This is a genomic window from Acinetobacter johnsonii CIP 64.6 (assembly GCF_000368045.1).
Classification (GTDB): Bacteria; Pseudomonadota; Gammaproteobacteria; order Pseudomonadales; family Moraxellaceae; genus Acinetobacter; species Acinetobacter johnsonii.
The window spans coordinates 577,168-594,697 of sequence record NZ_KB849235.1; the positions used below are offsets into that span (position 1 = coordinate 577,168).

Here is a 17,530-nt window from a genome sequence, read left to right on the forward strand (position 1 = left end):
TTTCAGAGAAAAAGGTGGTACCGCATTCCACGTCGGATCATTATTTGCGACATATTCCGCATCGTAATTGTACTGATATCTATTTACGAAGTTAAACTTGCTGTTATCATCATTTATATATGATATGTTTTGTGATTCGATAGACTTATCTATATAGTCTTTTGATTGCTTCAATGCGTCATAAGGACTCTTCGTTAAGCTTGTAGCGGAACTACTGGCTTTATACCAAACCCCACCATTAGCAACTTCACCAACATTAACCAAGTCTTTAACAGTATCAGTTGTAAGTTTGGGCATAATATTCGCAATGTCTGCATTTGCTTCCGCAAGCGTTGCATAGAACTTACTCGAACCTGATTGAAATTGTCCTAACGCATTATCGACATAAGTTTTATCAGCTTTTGGTGTTACTGCAGCACTCAGTTCAACTTTTGTTGCACCCTCAACACTTAGGTAGCTTAATAATTTTTCTAAAGCAACTTTAAACTTTGCTTGAGTCACATTCGTACCAATAAATTCAAGAATATTTGGTAAAGGCATTTTTCTAACCCCATAAAAAAACCCGCATATAGCGGGTATGGAATGAATGATGTTAAATCTGTTTAAACTGCGGTTTCTGGTACTGGAATAAAAGGCGCACCACGGAAACGAGCGAAATTATCGAAACGGTTTTGGCATGTTTCCAAACGTTTATCACATCCAGGATAAACCTTGATTCGTTGCCCTGCCTTCGGTGCTTCCAACAATGGCAAAGTCAATAACAAAGCACCTGATTCATGCATGCGAATCGTCCGTTTTAGACCAGCATTGCCACCGTCTAAAAACTCAATTACGCCTTGCGTGAACCAACCCTGTGGCTGATTCACTTGGCATAAAATTCGAGCTGGTGTACTGCCCGCTTCAATTGTCGTTTGCACCATAAAGTTTTGACGCAATAGACCGCATGCACTGTCAAACAGTGTATTCGTGCAACTTGGCTGATACAGATTTCTCGGCATTTGTACGTTCAATTCATCCAGATCTGATGCAACACTGGCTTGAATTGAATTACGATCTAAGTCAGGCTCAATGATTCGACCTTCAAACAATTTGATGGTGCCGGCACTGGTGTCCGTTGGTTTATTCATATCCATAAATATGCGCTCTAACTTAAATCGAGCACCATCTAATTGGCCATTATGAAACGCTTGAACGACATTGATGCCGTTCCATTCATTATCATCAATACAATCAATGCTGATCGATAAATTATCAACTTCAATACCGAGTGACAGACTAATTCCTTCACGACTGATGATTGGACCACTCGAACTATATGTTTGACCTGCAACAGTCAAATCAAAGTCATAATTCGTATATCGGAATTCATCACCTTGAACAGTGGTGATGGTGTAGAGATCCGCCATCACAAACTGATCAGCATCAAGTAACGCAATTAGTTTTGCAGAAGCTGCTCTCATACTTTATTTCCCAAAGATCCGATTAAAGTAACTTCACCTTTCCATAAACGATAACTAAACAGCGTAAAAGCTTGGCCATCATCAGCAAATCGGCAACGATAATAAAATGTGCCTTTTACTGTTACCTTGTCACCTGCAGCCAAAGGTGCTGGCAACGTTAAGACTCCATTTTTTGAAACGCCATATTGCATGTCCCACATCCGTGCCTCTAGATCTGTCCACATGGGCTTGTCCAAATCTTCATCCCACATCAATGGATCTTCTGTTTCAAATGTTTCGGTATTTCCCAATGGCAACTGACCTTTATACAGTTGGAATGAAGTCGTTGTGCCGTCACCATTGAAGGTGCATTCATATTCATTGTCCCAAGGCATTTTGAACAGGAACGAATCAAATGCCCCGCGACGAGCAATAAAGAAATCCTCAATTTTTTGAATCTCTCTTTTTGATTCTCGCAGAATAGGCAATGAGAGCGAGATTTCATATTTCGGCACAGCTTGATAACTCGCTCGAAGCTCCCGACCGTTTACTGATGTCATAATTTTGGTATTGAACATCGGCTTTTTTACAAAGTCATACCCGATGCAGACATCGGGGAATAACACATCAGACATACTTTATCTCCCAAAGTTTCTCGCATAGCCCTTCATACTGCCAGCAACATGGCGATTGTGCTTTTTCAATACACGCTCAACACTCTTCCCATCTAAGGCTTGAATGTTATAGATTGGTTGCGCTGGCTGCTGTGCCACAACTGATTGTGATTCTTCCCGTTGCTGTTTTTCAGATAAGTAACGAGTTAAATCTTTATTCTGCTGTGGATTCAATACACGCTCACCACCATCAAGAAGCCATGTGCCTTCTTTTGGAATGTTGTCGATACCGTTGTGGGCCATACCCACCGGATTGAATGAAACCGAACCGATTGTTGCTGCTTGTGCCAATTGCAATGCAACTGCGGCACCTGCTGCCACTGGAGCCATAACCCAACCTACATATGGAATCTGAGACACGGAGGCATAGACATTGGAAAATGTTGTCGGTGCGTTCATCATGACTTGAGCAATCGCCATTGCTTTTTGCATTGCAAACATAGCTTGATATGCTTTCGAGTTTTCACCCAAAACCTGTGCCATGACACCAGCTGCACCTGACACGTAACTTTGCCCGAATTGTAGTTGCATGTTCACCTTTGCTTGCTGGTAATCACGCTCACTATTCAGCATGTCTTGATGATATTGCTCTTGAGAGACAATTCCCCATTCATAAGCCGCTTGAATTGCGCTATTTCTAGCTGCCAGCGCATCCTCCAACTCAGTATCTACACCTGTTGCACTGTAGTAATCCTGAAGCGCTGCATCCCGATCTTCACCTTCATCTCGATATGATTGAACTGTTAAAGCCTCTTTCATCTCAGGCGAATAACTAGCAGTGTTTAGAATTTCTTCTCTAACTAATGCGTAGTAATCACGAGCATAATCTGCGGCAGACATCCAAGTTTTTTTAACTTCAAGCATCTGTTTCTGTTGAGAAATTTGTAAAGCAGATAGCTCCATAACACGCTGCTTTTCAATATGAGCCGATGCTTCGGTGTATGCCCCAATAGTCAAGCTAATATCAAGTTTCAAATCGCGCTGTCGGCGGGCATAACTTTCATTAAGCAACTGCTCTTCAGACTTGGTGTAATCAGAAAAACTGGATAATTTATCAATTTGCGCAGCGTCAGCAATTTGAATATCAATATCAGCACGGCGCTGGTACTCCGCAATCAGTTTTTTAGACTCAGACTCTGGAAAACCAGCCTCCTCAATACTTTTAATATCTTGTGCCAGCTTGGTGTTAATGCGAACTTTCTCTGTAGCTACAGCATTGGCAAGGTCTAATTGTTTGGCAGCTTGCTCTTTTTCACGTCTTTCACGCTCAATTGAGAATTTTTCCTGCTCTTTAAGCCAGTCATCATAAGAATAACCCTCTGTGAATGAAACTCCACTTGCACCACCCATGAAGCCCATCACCTTACCTGAATACTCACGAGTCTCTCTAGGCATTGGGTAATTTGGGAAGTAGCCCTTTTGAAATTTATTATTGCCCAGTGGTTTCATGCCAGAACCATATTTTAAATAGTTCTGCATATTTCCTTCGCCCCAGTTGTAAGCTCTAAGCGCATTTTCAAGATCACCATCAAACATCTTTAACAAGTCTTTTAGATAATTTGATGCTCCGCGATAACTAGACTCTACGCTTTTAATATCAACTTTATAGCGATCTGCTGTTGCAGGCATGAATTGCATTGGCCCACCAGCTCCAGCCCTACTGGTAGCGCTGTTGCTTTTAGGGGATTCAACCATGTTTACAGCAGATAATAATCCTTTAGGTAAATTTTTTGCCGCCTCTAAATCCTCCGCATTAGCTCTAGCCGCATTAGATGCAACTAAAGCATTCACCTTCATTGCATCGCCCTGTGCTTCAATAAGTTTCTTGTTTCTCTCCTCAATTTTTGCACGCTCTTCAAGAGTTTTATTTAACCCAATCTCAGAGTTATAGCGAGCTAATACCGATTTTCTAACATCCTCGCTAAGCATTTTCGATGTTCCGAGAATTCCTTGTGCCTTACGTGCCTCATAGAAATAATTAGCTAGTTTAGGGTCAGCTCCTCTTCCAATCATGGCATTCAAAGAAGTGTTTTTTAAAAATTCTTCATTATTGGTGCTGAGGAGTTTTTTTATTTCCTCACTAAGTCCTGCTACTTCTACAGCTTGCTCTTTAGCCTTTTGGGTAGTGCTCCCCATGGAGTTTGCTAAAGCATCTTGTGCTGTTTCAGCCTCATTAAACTTGTTCTTTGCCTTAACATACCCACCTACCAATCCACGAACCTTACTGAGCTGAGAATCAGTTAAAATATTCACATTTTTAACAGCTTCGTAATACTCGTTACTGCTGATTCGCCCCTGTGATAGTTCGCTATTTAATTTCATAAAAGTTGCTATTTTTTCATCAGAAATTGGTAAAGCTTCCATGAAGGAATATAAGTCAGATGATGCTACTCGATATTTAAGCCCCAAGTCTTCAACTTGATCCGCTAAAGCCTTTGTTTCATTGTCACGCTGAAGAGTATTTAACTCTCTATATTTAACAACCAAATCAGCAACCGATTTTCCCTGTATATCAATCGAAGCGGTGGCTTTCTCAGCGCCATCTTTCATTAGTAGGTAGCCTGCGGCCACACTGGCCATTGTTATTCCTAGGCCAACCGGTCCCCCTAAAACACCCAACAATCCAGAACCCGCAAACATGGTTGCTTTAGCAGCAGCTGCTTGCTGATACGCAGCTCGCGCATTTGTCATCATTGCTGCTGTCTGTGCATTAGTCACACCCATTGCGCGAACCATTGCTGCTGTAGCGGCTAAATTTGACTTAGCAACTTCATAATCTGCTAAGGTTTTTGCACGTGTAGAAGCGATATTGCTGATTTTTGCAACCGTATCTGTAACAATCCCCTTTGTTGCGATTGCTAGAGTTGGAATATAAGAACCTGCAAGGTATGCACCTGCAATCATTGTCACATTAGTTAGCGCATCCATATTATCAATGGTCGCTTGTATTGCAGGCATAGAGCCATTGATTAATGTGTTTTTAGCACCTTCCCACTGTAAGTTTAAAAGCTGAACGTTTTCTTTAGCCAAAGCAAGATTTGCAATCATCTCATCAGACATAAGCGCGTTCATGCGCTCCGCAGCATCACCCCATTTTTGAAAGCCTTCACCGCCATTTTTAAGAAGTGGAATCAACATAGAAGCATCATTAGCAAGCTGCTCCATGTAGGTGACTTGCTCCGCATGACTTAAATTCGCTTTCTGCAAGCCATTGTAATAAGCCTGCAACGCTTCAGGGCCACTTAAATTCTTAAATTGAGCTGCTGTTACACCAATTTTAGGCGCAATTCTCTCAAAGAAATCCATCATCTCGCCTTCACCGCGAGACACTTCACCCAAGCGGTCTAAAACATCTTTATTGACGTCGGCGAATTTCTCCATGCTAAACCCTGCCGTTTCAGCACCTTTAGCAAAATACTGAAAATCCCGTGTAGAACTATTGGCAAGCTGTGAGAATTTCTTAATTTCATTACCAGCATTCATGGTTTGGTTGGCAAATGAAACAACACCACCAACAGAGATACCTGCAACAGCCACACCCAGTGCTTTCGCTGCAACACTAGCAATACCAAAACTGTCTGCAATATTATTGCTTGCGTTCTTTGCATGGCGTTCTGCCTTAGTCATAGGCTCAGTAAAATTGCCAATTTTTGCGACTAAATCAAGGGTTAGTCTACCCAGTGAAGCTGTTGCCATAACTTTTCCTCAGGCGAAAAAAAAGCGCCCTTGGGCGCTTATGCATTAAATATTATGTTCGCAAAAAGATTTGATTGAAAACCCAGTGATTAGAAGCTATGGGATTTAAATTTTTCATGGTAAAACCCATCAGAATAATTTAGATTTCAAAAATTCCCCCAACCACAATCATTCTGCTGCTGCCTCATTCCCTCTTTTAATTTAATCAAATCATATTCTTGAAGAGATAAATCACCACCACTTGCTTTAAAAAAGATTTTTAATTTATCAGATGATTTAATTAGCTTATTTAATTCTTGATTAACTCCAAACTCCTGCCAATCTTCTCGACTATTCACCTTAATTAACCTAAGCTCTTTAGTCTTATTTGTCTCGACAGCAACATATCCATCATTTTCATGAGATAAATTTCTCTGAGACCATAAAGTTACTGTTGTTCCACCATCCTCGCACCCTATTCTTAAGATTGGATATATGTACTTGAAGTTCTCACCAAATGTTAAACTTGATGGGGTTGCTGTAGCATGTTTATCTGAAAAACTATATTCTGCCTTTTTATATTTTGGTTCTGGAACCTTGAACTTTGGTGGTATTAATTCCCCTTTCTCATTAAACTCAGGTTCTTTATTGCAAACCTCCGACCAAGCAATTGCAAACTGCTGGTTCGCAATATTATTTTCATTTTCAAAAAGAACGGTTTTTGGGTCTATAACAATATATCTAACCTTTCCAACATATCCACCCATTCTATTTTTAGAATTAACCTCTCCACAAAAGCCTTTTTGATTAGTAAATTCAGCCGACGTAGGGTCTATTAAATCCAACTTAACAACTTTTTCAGAAAAACTGCTAACAGCTAAATCTTTTTTGGCCTTTTTTTCCTCTTGGCTTTCACATCCCATAATCAAGAAAACAAAGGACAATAAAATTATTTTCTTCACTTCACACTTACCCCAAATTTATAATTTAGAACAAGATACTAATTTTTAGAGCAAAAAGAAACCTCCCGAAGGAGGATTACTTAACTGCGGACAGGCCCTTTTCAAGCATCTCATCAACACTGTATTCAACTTCTTCAGGCTCCTTCTCATGTGGCATAAAGGAATACGCACTCACATTTTCAGCGCCTTTAGAAGCTAGATATGCCGCCATAAGATTACCAAACCCCTGTTCAATTCTTCTTCCAAAAAAGAAAGGGCCATACTTTTTACGGTAGGCCCTCCACATTGGCAGTTCAGAAATGCTTATGGTGTTTTTTGCTTCTTGGATTGTTCTTCCACCGATTCCGTTGAGGACGAGCTCGCACCAGAACTCGTTTTCGTCGAACTCTTCTTCAGTGACTTTCCCGTAAAATTATTAACCTTATTTGCGGCTTCATAGATTGCGTTAATAAAGCTAGGGTCTGACGTGTAAACTTCTCGAATCGATTCAAAGAAAGGCGTGCCTTTTTCATCTTCACAAATGGAACCAACCAAACGAGATGCCACCAACTGCTTTCCATCAATCCCTTTTAATTCAGGATTCTCTGGATCTTTCACAACATCCCATTCAAAAGCCTTGGACACCTCTTGTTGAGCTTCAAATGTTAGACGCTTAATGAAAACCTGCCCGTCAAGTTCAAGAAATTCATCAATTTGAATTTCTTGCTTACCCACAAGTTCTTTAAGCTCATCAATGTTCTGCTCAGTGACAAGAACGGACCACTTAACAATCTGTTCAACAGGTGCTGAGCTTTGAGTTACTTTGCGCAACTTTTTAAGATTTAATGTCTTAGCCATAACCTACCCTTAAGGAATTGTGCGCATTGTTTCATTGATGCGTGAGGTACGTTTCAATGGGTAGTTATAACCAACAAACTGCCCTTTTTCGAATGTACGTTCAGGTGCTTTTAAATAACCCTCAAACACCCACCATGCACGATCAGGTGGCAAGGCTAAAACACCACCTGTCATTGTAGGTGGCGCGTCAGAGTGGCTTGAACCCAAATACCACATAACTTTTTTACGTGGATCAGTTTTGGACAACGCAAGAATCTTTAAGTGCGATTCATTTTCATCATCAAAATCTGTGCCGAGCGTACCTTCCCCTGGTGTCATTTTGCCTGGGTCAAAGTTATCATCTGCATCGTCAAGGCATGTCACATCAATATCTTCTTCGGTGTCATTACCGAGCGTTAAGTTTTTTGCACATTGCACAGCGATAACCTCATCACCATCCACATAGTACAACTGTGATTTTTGAACTTTAATACGCGCCATGAGTAGCTACTCCTCAATTTTTTGGCATAAAAAAGCGCCCTTTCGGACGCTGTGTAAAAAATTGGTTTTATTGAATCGCTGTTATTAGCTTTGCTGTTGCCTCAATGACCTTTGCTAATGGAAACAAAGCAATGATTAACAAAATCCAATAACAAAAAATTCTTACCGATTTGTGTTGTTGTACGAGTTCTAGTGCTTTCACTATCCAGTCCCCGATGTTAAAATTCATGTATGGTTTGCTTCCTTCTGCCGTAAGGTTGTGAACACAAAAAAGCCCATGATTACGAGTCACGGGCTTTTTGCTTTTTAATCCACTTGATTGAAATTAAGTTAGTGTTTTGTTCAATTTTCCATATTTGATTATCTGCTTGACCAGTAACTCATACTCCAGCCACGACCATGTAATTTGGTTTCCTCATCCTGCATATCAGGGTGCTTACCATTATAAAAAAAGCCAAAACCCTCCAAAACCCTACTCACCCTTAGGCGAATTGCTTCAGCCTTTTTTATATCATCATGCCAAACGACAAACTGATACTTATTATTTTCATCGATTGCCCCACAATCCATAGTATTTGCGGGAGATGAGCCAAGATTTTGAAACACCAAATAAGGCAATGGAGTTCCAATATCTGCTGGATTAGGGTAAATACGCCCTCCTAAATCCGCATCACTCTTGAGTACTTTTGGTATTTCAATGGTCATGGTGCCAATTCCTTATCAATCTCAGCATTGAACACCTCAGCAAATTTACTTGTTGCACTATCTATATTATTTTCAAGTGCTGGCGTCATAAAAGGCTGCGCTTTAGTTTTAATGGTGCCAAATTCAATAAGCCACCAATCACGAGTATCATTAGGGATGTAGGTGTAATATGGGCTTTTTAGGCGGACAGTATTACCACCTTGCTTCCTAAACATCCCCTTATTCATTCTCCAAAACTCAGGACCAGTTTTCACACCAACACGGAATTTAACTTCATTTGAATTTCGACTCTTACCACCTTGAGTAACAATATTTTTCCAAATTTGTTCGCTGGTGTAGCCCGCATCAATCATTTTTGCATTGGATCTAGCGGCGTCCCGCACAACATTCATGGCTTGCCGTGAAGCCTTTCTCGCAATACGCTTAACCGTCCTGTTGCTGCTTAAATTTTCAATTTTTTGGGAGAAGTCCTCCATCCCTTTAATTTTCACTTCCACAACCATACAACCACCTTAAGGCTGCTCAGTGCCTTGTGAGAGAAGAAAAGTAACATACTCAAAACCAGTGCTCATATCCTCAAGCGGCTGGCTATCAATGGCGTAATGCTTACCCTTGTATACAACACGCATTGTTGTGTCGATATCTTCTCGATATCGAATTTTCATGCGAGCTACAACCTTTGATTGATTGGATTGGGCTGCGATTAAATCCCTGCCTGACAGATGTGTAATCTTGGCCCATAAAGATAAATAATCAGACCATTGCGCTGGAATGGGATAACCATCCTCATCGCGATTAGCCCCTTTTCTTTGAACCATAACTCTATGCCGAAACTCACTTGCGCGTTGTCCCATACAGCACCTATATAGCCGTCGGCTTACGATATGGATAAAGTAATGACTGCACTGGCATAGGTAAGAAATTGCCGTTCACAGGTGCATCACCTTCAGCATTACGGAATTGATCCCAATAACCAATCAACAGTAAAGCGGCCTGTTTAATAGCAGCGGGATAATCAGCTTCAAAAGTGTCTGTGATGTAATTCTTAATGACAGACTCAGCTGCAGCAATGTATCCATTTAAGGAGGTGTCATTACTGTCATCGTCGTACCGTAAGTGGTGTTTTACTTCCTCTAAATCAACGATACTCATGTTTCTCCCCATTTTTTTTGAGCTAGCTTGAAATTTTCATGGTCAAACTCACCTGAATGACCTTTTTCACAGTGCCACAAAGACCCTTTATGAGTAACAAAACAACCTTTTTCATATCGACTTTCAGATTTAAATACGCCCTTATACAGCGACTTTTCACTGTTATTTTCGGGTAAATCAGGTGGTTTCTGGTCAGCCTTAGTGGTTGAACTTGTATTAAAAGGATCTTCCCGCTGATCACGCTTAGAAAGTGCTTCCAGTGAAAAGTTTTGCTGTTGCATGTAAACCGTGTCACCACCAACAATCGGCAATAGCCCAACCTCCACACGTGCCTCATTAGGCGTTAGGATTGCAGCGCCTACACCTTCTTTTAAGCGTGCCATTTGTGATGTTGAATCCATACGGATAAGCACATTAATATCTAAAAATGCTTCCAAACCACTATCTTTAAGCCCTAGTCCGTCATCAAGTAAGTTTTCACGTGCTTCTATCGGGCTTTGTAAACAGTCTGAATAGTAAATTTCATTCAGATCTGAAATTTTAACCGTAGGTGTGGGTCCTAAACCGACCTTAAACAATGGAACATGAAAGACAGAGCAAATAATCTCAGCTGTCATTTTTAACTGCTCAATGAGTTGAGAATCTGCCGCACTTACTGTAATGGTTTGGAAAGTCACCCCATCACCAAGTACTGCAGTACCCCCAAGATTTGCACCTGAATAATTTGCATTCCACTGCTTACGAAGTTCCGCAGCCTTCTCATTAGTGATAGATCCTGGTGTAGTCAAAACACCTGAAGGACGACTGTTATTACGAAAAAGGTTACGAGAGTTTCTCTGAATCTCAATACCCTGTCCCGCAGCCAATGAGCACGCCATAATTGGGGTTAGTCCCACAAGTGGGTGATAAAAACAGTTAATACGGTCATGGATGATTTCGGATGCTGGTATTACTACCGAATCAGTCTGTGTAAGTCGATCGTTACCCAATTGGTAAAAGACATTTCCATTGTCATCAATCAACGGTTTACAAAGATCAGGATTGAGCACAACAAGCTCCGTCACTTCACCAAAAATATCTCTGCGTTTCAGCACATAAGTATTGCCACGTAACAACAATGAAGTTGTCCAGTGTTCACTAAATTGCTGCCAAATTTGAAACCGGTTAGGCTTTTTTAATACGCGAAATTTGCTTGGTATATCTGCATTGACCAAAACACCTTTTTCATGGCGCTTCAATTGAATCGGCATCTTACCAATATCTTGTGAAATTAATGAGACACATGAAAAAACAGCATGATGTGCAGTAACATCTTCACGGGTTAGTTCATCATTTTTTTGCCATGCACCCGAATAAGGCTCATGGACAAACATCGAGTGCCATCCACTGCCTGAATGAACACCTTGAAGCGATTTTTTCTTAAATAAATTGCCAAAAATGCCCATTATTTACCGCCTTATTTTGCTTTGCTTGCACGTTTTTGTTTGGGTTTGACTGGCTTCTCTTCTTGCACCACTTGTTGAACATTCTCTAATTGATGCTCAACCATCAAAGGCAATTCAACCAAACTGCCAAAATCATCAACAACTAGGGTTCCATTTAAGTTCTTCAAGAACTCAATCGAAAGTTCGCCATCCAAAGACTCTGCAAACTTCAACTTAATTAAGATTTTGGCTTGTAGATCTGGAACTTCAGCTACATCACCAGGCATTCCTTGCGGCGCCTTTCTTAAATATTTAATTTTCATAGACTGTTCTCATAGCTAAACAACTTTGATGCTTAGATATAAAAACAGCCCCAATAAAGGAGCTGTTTTTGACCTAATGAATAAAGATTAGGTGTACTGAATATAAGCTGCAGCAATCGGGCGGCGTTTTGCCCATGTGATGAATTTCTCAACACGAATTGCAAACTTATTTTCTTGCCATAAGTTATGTGTCGTTGCACCATCAGTCAATGTGGCTTGGTCACTGTAGGCAACATCCACACCACCATCTTGAGCAACAAGAATTTCACTCATTTTCACAAGTTCAATTCGGTCCCCAACAGATTGAGAGGTAATGACAGGAATAGCCAATAATGAGCGGGCAGCACCTGCGAAATTCATACCATTAAAGTAAGTATTACCTAATGCATCACGAAGCAAGGCGATACGCATTGCACGTGTTTCGCTCATTAAGAAGTACGCACCATCTGTACTTAAATTCGCCTCAACAAACGTCTCAATCAATTTCAACAAATCAGCTTCAATTGCTTCTGCGGTTTCACCGCTTGCTGCAACTGCAACAACACCATTGAGAATGCCCGCTGGTGTTACATCGGTTTGTGCTTGTGTACCAAGGAATGTTTCATCAATAAGCGTTTTAGATGCAGCAATCAAATCGTTTAACACTAACTGATCAACTGCTGGATCAGAACGACGCAGCAACTCTTGGGTATACACCGTAATAGCTGCAAGCTTATGTTCTTTAATTTCTACGCTGTCAAACGTTGGATTTGTTAAAGGTTTTTTAGCTCCTTCACCAACCCATGAAGCTGTCCCACCAGTAGCCTGACCATTGATTTTGATATTAAAAGGCACCGTACGATAACCTTGCAACTTATCAAAAATGGTTGCGTTACGAAGCAGCTCTAAAAAATCACCTTTATATGTATCTTGCTGAACCAATGGTGCTGCAAAGCCAGCATCAGTCGTAGTTCCAAGCACAGCTTTTTCAATATACTGAACCGTATCCTGACCAAACCCAAGTTGCTTTGCTGCATCCACTACCGTCAATAAGTTACCTTGCTTTTGAACATGGCATGCCAACATTTTTGCACGAACAAATTGAGTAAAACCAATACCCTTTGGCAAATTGGATTCAGTTGTAACCACTGTTTTCTTTTTAGTTGGATCTGGATCACCTTCGGCAGAGGCTTTAGCTTCTTCACCACTCTCACCAGCAACTGGCGTCCCCGTTTCAGCGGCATGTTTAGCAGCTTCGATTTGTTTTTGACGCGTTCGATATTCTTTTCGATCGCTGCAATTTCTGCTTCAACAGTTTGAATTGCCGCTTCAGTTTCATCGTCTGGTGTAGAGCCACCATCTAATGACTTAGTAATATGCCCTTGAAGCTCTAAATTTTTTGCAGCTAAAGCATCAAGCAACTGTTTTAAATATTTGTTCATACCAATTTCACTCCACCCTTTGTTGGGCTATTTAATTTGACAACAACGTGTTTTTGTTCAGATGAAACGCCATCTGTAACGGTCTGAGGTTTTTTGCCCAACGCGGCTTTGTGTTCCTCAAAAGCTTTTTTAAAATCTGTTCCGCTATCACGGTTATCTGGAATCGTGACAAGTGAAAGCTCATACCATTCCCAATCTTCAAACTTAATACCGCCGCCTTTAATCATTTCAGCGGTATCCCAATTCGGCAGAAAGCCAACAGATAATCCTTTTACAAGGTCGTACTTCAAAGATTGGTATGCTTCATCTACTCGATCCTTCAGCTTTCCTTCTTCCTTGATCTCAGGAATATGGATTTCTACTTCGATTCCTTTATCTGTTACTTTCGCGCTGGTCACATGGCCAATCGGGCTTCGCATGTCGTGATGAAATAGCAATGGCATAGGTAATTTGAATTTCGCACCCTTTGGCACCATGATGTCTTTCGATCGATCTTGATTCGGTGTACTTGCTGTACCAGTAAATGTTCGCTTTTCCTCATCGACGCTTTTAATCTCAAAAGAGCCGAATGACTTATGTAGAGCAGACATAGCCCCTCCAAAATGTAAAAACCGCCAATTAAGGCGGTTATATGAAATGTATTTCGTAATCTTTATTTGTAGGTTCAGGGTTCAAACTCATTAATGCCACTGCGTTAAACATGGCTATGACGGGGTCGATTTTTCCTACACCTGAATCCTGCTTGGTAATCCGCATACCATTACCAATCATCACGACCCGAGCATTACCTACACACCAAGTCATCAACTGCTGTCCTGCATGCCAGAGATTTCCCTCTGCCAATTTACGTTCAGAAGTCATGATGTATCCCATCAACTTATGTCCTTGCGGGACTGCGACAAGAATTTCTTCAGGAATCCCAGCGCCTGTTAATCCATCAATGAGACCTCCAAGACCTTGTGGATCTAGTCCAATTTTGTCGAGCTTGCCACTGTCATAAATTTGCTTTGCAATTAACGCCAACTGGTCAATGTCTTCACCCACTTTATCGACAACAACAAGGCTTCCTTCTTGCTCAAAGTCTTTATATTTAGGGATATTCTCTTTACGACGTTCCAAGGCAATTTTATTCGCCCAAGCTCGATTCCAAAGCCACCAAATACGTGGATCTTTCTTCAACCGTCCTAAGGCAGCGAACCCAAGTAAGTCATCAAGGCCGCCACCATCAATCCCTAATGTGATCAGCTCAGATTGTTCAATTAATTGCTCAAGTCCAAATACATGGTTTTGCTGGACCCAATACTCAGCACCCGCCCAACGGTTTGCCCGAAGGTTCATGCCGATTTCAATGTTTAAGTGTTTGGCCAAGAAGTCTCTAAGCGACTCTTCACCTGCATCTTTGACCTTATTGAACTCTGAAATCAGGTATTCAAGGTCTACAGAAGCACCTAAATTCGGGTTGGTGATGTAAAAATTCTCAGGTTTTAAGTGTTCACCTGCCTCTATCAAATGCTTAGGAAACTCATAAATAAGAGGTAAAAAGGCTTTATCCTCTTTAATTCCATCCCTTACATCACGCGCATAATCTAATAATTGCTTGAATACACCACATGGGACTTCATCAGACATGGTAGAAAGATAAATCACGCACCCTTCGGGACGCGATGCCAAGCCACCTTTCGCTTCACGGAACATTGACTCAGCATTGGCACGCTTACCAAAAAGCCAAACCTCATCGATCAAAATAATCGATGCTTTCTTACCAGCAGCTGCATTAGATTCCGCAGCAATAACCTTGAGTGTTGCACCAGTACCTAAATGAGTAACGGTTTTAGTGTGCTCAGAAATATTAATCATTGAACTGAGCTCTTCATCAGCTTTGATGAAGTCTCGGATCGGGTTGAAGCTGTTGTCGGCAACTTCCTTGGTTGGCGCAAGGATAATCAACTCTGCTGAAAGTCGATCATTTAACAAAAGCAAAGTCAGCATGATTCCTGCAGCGATCGTAGACTTAGTATTTTTCTTAGAAATCAGAAGAAAAAACTCACGAATCAAACGACGCTTAGTTTCAGGGTTATATGCCCCTGCAATTGCTCTTACAAATTCAATTACCCACTCCAATGTGACATCGCCCATCTTCGGGCTATCCATCACATCAACAAGAATGAGTTCCTTAAAAATTCGCTCAGCAACATCTGCAACTTGCGGAAACTGTGGTGCACATGGCATGAGCGATTGCTTTTTGACAATACGCTCCTCCCAGTCTGGGCAAGCGGTTGTCCATACTGGGAGCATTGCAGTCATGTTTTAACTCGGTAATTGATTATTCAAGGTGCCAAACTTTCCGCTTTGGGCTGCTTTCTTAGCTTCTTCCGCTTTAGCTTCTTTCTTACCTTTGTCAGCAACCTTGCCATGTACATAAGGTAATGCAGCCTTAGCAGCATTCACTCGCATGAACATGTCATCGCTTTTATTCATCACATCTAAAAGAAACTGTAACGGATCATCCTTGGCGTAATTCTCTTCATCCAAAGGGTTGTCATTTTCCCCACTATCCACGGAGTTAACTTTTGGTTTTTTTGAAGTTAACTTTTCGGTCGTAGGAGTTAACTTTTTAACTGATTTAAATTGATCAATATAAGCAATAACTTCTGGAATTTTTGCAAGTTTAGAACCTTGCTGCATTGCAGATTTTTCACTATATCCTGCTGATATTGCTGCATCTTTATTGCTTAAGCCATCCACAACAGCTTGAGCAAAAGCTTTCATTTTTGCTGTTAAAGCCATCGCAAATCCTTAACTCTAAAAGTTAACTTTTAGCTAAAAAGAGAAATTTTTTTATACGTGAGATGGGGGGTGGTGTCCGAGGGCAAAAGGTTTTGAACTTTTGACCTCCCCCCCTCCCTAGGTATCTAAATGTTTTTGAACGACTTCATCTATCGCTTGTGCACGTTCTTGAAGTGCTTCTTTCGTATCGTTTGGTATGCGTGGATCAAAGCACATGCCTCGCATAAAGTTGGCAGATGATTCAAGCTGTTCTAAAAGCTCTTCATTATTCACTGTCGACTCTCCTTTAAAGTTTTATCTTTATGACACGGCGGACACAACGATTGCAGATTAGATTCATCATCGGTACCACCCTGTGCAACATTAATAATATGGTCCAGTTCTAGTTGTGCAGTAACACGGCAGCAATGCTGGCATGTCCAGTTATCGCGTAGATGGATCTTTTCTTTAAGTCTGCGCCATGGTCTACCACCGCGACCTGATCCCCAGTTCTTTGGCGGTCTAGGTTGCTTGGGTGTAATGGCATCAAGTCTGCTCTGCAATCGTTTTAGCTTCATGCTTAATGAACTCCACTGTCACAGTGCCACGCAATAATCGTGTGTATATTTCACCCTTGCGTCTATCTTTCTTGGTAAAGCGACGATGAGGTATGAAACAAACTAATCCCTGTTTTACGTTTGCCCACCTTACGCACTTAATGCGATTACCATTCACATATACATATCGAATGCCTTTCCCATCATTCATACTGTGGAACATAGTTATTCATCCATATATCTAGGAGCGTTTTCCTCTTCCTGATCCTCGAGTATTAACAATAATTCGTTGATCTGGTTGCTCTGCTGTGTCAGGTGCTGAATCAGTTGATTGTTCTGTATCAACACTTGGCTGTTCTGCTTTACCAGCTCGCCCACCAAGGAAAGCAATTGCATTTGAAATTGACTGTTTTGACTGTTCATACATTGCCTTTAGCTTCTGTCGACGTTCTTCACATGATTTACACGACATCTCTTTTCTCCTGACATAAAAAAACCACCCGAAGGTGGTTCGCTTAAAACAACATCGACATTTGCCCGAACTCATAAATGATTAATGTAAGGACTAAAGCCGAAACCGAGATTACAAGCACATCTTGTGAAGTCATACTTATCTATCCCTCTTTATTGTTCTTTTTTTATACTCTCATAATTAAAAATATTATCAATACCGAAAGAATACATTTCTCACAATTAATAGGGATAGATATGTAAGAAATTATACAAGAGCGGTTTATTTGTTAATTAATCGTACAGGCTTGTTCTTAGATTCTTAACCCGCTCTTTCAACTTAATCATTATGCCATCTGAACCGTACCGGGTTTGTCGGAGAGTCAATATTCTGAGAGACTATCCCGATGACAAAATTAAAATATACCCCTGAAATCAGAGAAAGATCGGTTCAATTATTGATTGAATCTGAAAAAGATTATCCTTCTACTTGGGCTGCAATCACAGCAATTGCGCCTAAGATTGGTTGTACTCCTGAAACACTTCGTGCCTGGCATCAAAAGCATTTAGATCAGCAAAATCCTATTAAAGTACAACAGATATCTGATCAAGAAAAAATGAGGCAAATGGAACGTGAAATTAAAGAATTAAAGCGTGCCAATGAA

Annotated in this window: 20 protein-coding genes and 2 pseudogenes; 1 reads left to right on the plus strand and 21 read right to left on the minus strand. The window is 40.9% G+C overall.

From position 1 onward, the window contains the following. The 21 genes and pseudogenes from F986_RS18405 to F986_RS08710 all read right to left on the minus strand — a co-directional run. A pseudogene (locus F986_RS18405) lies at nt 1-540 on the minus strand (hypothetical protein); the annotation flags it as partial. Nucleotides 541-602: 62 nt separating this feature from the next. Next, complete coding sequence (locus F986_RS08615) at nt 603-1,460, minus strand: DUF2163 domain-containing protein (protein WP_004694086.1); 858 nt, start codon at nt 1,458-1,460, stop codon at nt 603-605. Next, nucleotides 1,457-2,074, minus strand: coding sequence for a DUF2460 domain-containing protein (locus F986_RS08620; RefSeq protein ID WP_004694088.1), 618 nt, complete (start codon nt 2,072-2,074; stop codon nt 1,457-1,459). The genes F986_RS08615 and F986_RS08620 overlap by 4 nt, the downstream gene beginning before the upstream one ends. 3 nt (nt 2,075-2,077) lie before the next feature. Next, on the minus strand, nt 2,078-5,809 hold the full coding sequence (locus F986_RS08625) for a lytic transglycosylase domain-containing protein (RefSeq protein ID WP_004694090.1): 3,732 nt from the start codon (nt 5,807-5,809) through the stop codon (nt 2,078-2,080). Nucleotides 5,810-5,955: 146 nt separating this feature from the next. After that, nucleotides 5,956-6,750 carry a hypothetical protein gene (locus F986_RS08630; protein ID WP_017397119.1) on the minus strand — a complete coding sequence of 265 codons (795 nt, stop codon included), beginning with the start codon at nt 6,748-6,750 and terminating at the stop codon, nt 5,956-5,958. A gap of 76 nt (nt 6,751-6,826) precedes the next feature. Continuing rightward, on the minus strand, nt 6,827-7,093 hold the full coding sequence (locus tag F986_RS18795) for a phage tail assembly protein T (RefSeq protein WP_455768424.1): 267 nt from the start codon (nt 7,091-7,093) through the stop codon (nt 6,827-6,829). Then, on the minus strand, nt 7,054-7,587 hold the full coding sequence (locus tag F986_RS08640) for a phage tail assembly chaperone family protein, TAC (protein WP_004694096.1): 534 nt from the start codon (nt 7,585-7,587) through the stop codon (nt 7,054-7,056). The genes F986_RS18795 and F986_RS08640 overlap by 40 nt, the downstream gene beginning before the upstream one ends. A gap of 9 nt (nt 7,588-7,596) precedes the next feature. Beyond that, complete coding sequence (locus F986_RS08645; RefSeq protein ID WP_004694098.1) at nt 7,597-8,067, minus strand: phage tail tube protein; 471 nt, start codon at nt 8,065-8,067, stop codon at nt 7,597-7,599. Nucleotides 8,068-8,427: 360 nt separating this feature from the next. Beyond that, on the minus strand, nt 8,428-8,772 hold the full coding sequence (gene gp17, locus F986_RS08650) for a tail completion protein gp17 (RefSeq protein ID WP_004694102.1): 345 nt from the start codon (nt 8,770-8,772) through the stop codon (nt 8,428-8,430). Continuing rightward, nucleotides 8,769-9,275, minus strand: coding sequence for an HK97-gp10 family putative phage morphogenesis protein (locus F986_RS08655; protein WP_004694104.1), 507 nt, complete (start codon nt 9,273-9,275; stop codon nt 8,769-8,771). The genes gp17 and F986_RS08655 overlap by 4 nt, the downstream gene beginning before the upstream one ends. A 9-nt stretch (nt 9,276-9,284) precedes the next feature. Beyond that, on the minus strand, nt 9,285-9,626 hold the full coding sequence (locus tag F986_RS08660) for a phage head closure protein (RefSeq protein ID WP_004694106.1): 342 nt from the start codon (nt 9,624-9,626) through the stop codon (nt 9,285-9,287). Nucleotides 9,627-9,633: 7 nt separating this feature from the next. Then, a complete protein-coding gene (locus F986_RS08665) occupies nt 9,634-9,924 on the minus strand; it encodes a head-tail connector protein (protein WP_004694108.1) in 291 nt (96 codons plus the stop codon). Further along, nucleotides 9,921-11,369, minus strand: coding sequence for a phage portal protein (locus tag F986_RS08670; protein WP_004694110.1), 1,449 nt, complete (start codon nt 11,367-11,369; stop codon nt 9,921-9,923). Before F986_RS08670 ends, F986_RS08665 begins: the two co-directional genes overlap by 4 nt. Before the next feature lie 11 nt (nt 11,370-11,380). Beyond that, nucleotides 11,381-11,671 carry a hypothetical protein gene (locus tag F986_RS08675; RefSeq protein WP_004694112.1) on the minus strand — a complete coding sequence of 97 codons (291 nt, stop codon included), beginning with the start codon at nt 11,669-11,671 and terminating at the stop codon, nt 11,381-11,383. Between the two features lie 87 nt (nt 11,672-11,758). Next, nucleotides 11,759-13,092, minus strand: a pseudogene (locus F986_RS08680) (phage major capsid protein). Then, a complete protein-coding gene (locus F986_RS08685) occupies nt 13,089-13,682 on the minus strand; it encodes an HK97 family phage prohead protease (protein WP_004694118.1) in 594 nt (197 codons plus the stop codon). The pseudogene F986_RS08680 and the gene F986_RS08685 overlap by 4 nt, the downstream one beginning before the upstream one ends. 37 nt (nt 13,683-13,719) lie before the next feature. Further along, on the minus strand, nt 13,720-15,396 hold the full coding sequence (locus F986_RS08690; protein WP_004694121.1) for a terminase large subunit: 1,677 nt from the start codon (nt 15,394-15,396) through the stop codon (nt 13,720-13,722). Between the two features lie 3 nt (nt 15,397-15,399). After that, on the minus strand, nt 15,400-15,879 hold the full coding sequence (locus F986_RS08695) for a terminase small subunit (protein ID WP_004694123.1): 480 nt from the start codon (nt 15,877-15,879) through the stop codon (nt 15,400-15,402). A 117-nt stretch (nt 15,880-15,996) separates the two neighbouring features. Next, a complete protein-coding gene (locus F986_RS18410) occupies nt 15,997-16,152 on the minus strand; it encodes a hypothetical protein (protein WP_004694125.1) in 156 nt (51 codons plus the stop codon). Then, complete coding sequence (locus F986_RS08700) at nt 16,149-16,436, minus strand: HNH endonuclease (RefSeq protein WP_004694127.1); 288 nt, start codon at nt 16,434-16,436, stop codon at nt 16,149-16,151. The genes F986_RS18410 and F986_RS08700 overlap by 4 nt, the downstream gene beginning before the upstream one ends. Nucleotides 16,437-16,656: 220 nt before the next feature. Then, complete coding sequence (locus F986_RS08710) at nt 16,657-16,887, minus strand: hypothetical protein (protein ID WP_004694132.1); 231 nt, start codon at nt 16,885-16,887, stop codon at nt 16,657-16,659. Between the two features lie 385 nt (nt 16,888-17,272). Here F986_RS08710 and F986_RS18575 point away from each other — a divergent pair. Further along, on the plus strand, nt 17,273-17,530 hold a 258-nt coding region (locus F986_RS18575; RefSeq protein ID WP_004694136.1), incomplete at its 3' end, for a transposase.

Coding starts and splice junctions, on each gene's coding strand:
- F986_RS08615 (WP_004694086.1), bottom strand. CDS start 1,460: ATGAGAGCAGCTTCTGCAAAACTAATTGCGTTACTTGATGCTGATCAG.
- F986_RS08620 (WP_004694088.1), bottom strand. CDS start 2,074: ATGTCTGATGTGTTATTCCCCGATGTCTGCATCGGGTATGACTTTGTA.
- F986_RS08625 (WP_004694090.1), bottom strand. CDS start 5,809: ATGGCAACAGCTTCACTGGGTAGACTAACCCTTGATTTAGTCGCAAAA.
- F986_RS08640 (WP_004694096.1), bottom strand. CDS start 7,587: ATGGCTAAGACATTAAATCTTAAAAAGTTGCGCAAAGTAACTCAAAGC.
- F986_RS08645 (WP_004694098.1), bottom strand. CDS start 8,067: ATGGCGCGTATTAAAGTTCAAAAATCACAGTTGTACTATGTGGATGGT.
- gp17 (WP_004694102.1), bottom strand. CDS start 8,772: ATGACCATTGAAATACCAAAAGTACTCAAGAGTGATGCGGATTTAGGA.
- F986_RS08655 (WP_004694104.1), bottom strand. CDS start 9,275: ATGGTTGTGGAAGTGAAAATTAAAGGGATGGAGGACTTCTCCCAAAAA.
- F986_RS08660 (WP_004694106.1), bottom strand. CDS start 9,626: ATGGGACAACGCGCAAGTGAGTTTCGGCATAGAGTTATGGTTCAAAGA.
- F986_RS08665 (WP_004694108.1), bottom strand. CDS start 9,924: ATGAGTATCGTTGATTTAGAGGAAGTAAAACACCACTTACGGTACGAC.
- F986_RS08670 (WP_004694110.1), bottom strand. CDS start 11,369: ATGGGCATTTTTGGCAATTTATTTAAGAAAAAATCGCTTCAAGGTGTT.
- F986_RS08675 (WP_004694112.1), bottom strand. CDS start 11,671: ATGAAAATTAAATATTTAAGAAAGGCGCCGCAAGGAATGCCTGGTGAT.
- F986_RS08685 (WP_004694118.1), bottom strand. CDS start 13,682: ATGTCTGCTCTACATAAGTCATTCGGCTCTTTTGAGATTAAAAGCGTC.
- F986_RS08690 (WP_004694121.1), bottom strand. CDS start 15,396: ATGACTGCAATGCTCCCAGTATGGACAACCGCTTGCCCAGACTGGGAG.
- F986_RS08695 (WP_004694123.1), bottom strand. CDS start 15,879: ATGGCTTTAACAGCAAAAATGAAAGCTTTTGCTCAAGCTGTTGTGGAT.
- F986_RS08700 (WP_004694127.1), bottom strand. CDS start 16,436: ATGAAGCTAAAACGATTGCAGAGCAGACTTGATGCCATTACACCCAAG.
- F986_RS08710 (WP_004694132.1), bottom strand. CDS start 16,887: ATGTCGTGTAAATCATGTGAAGAACGTCGACAGAAGCTAAAGGCAATG.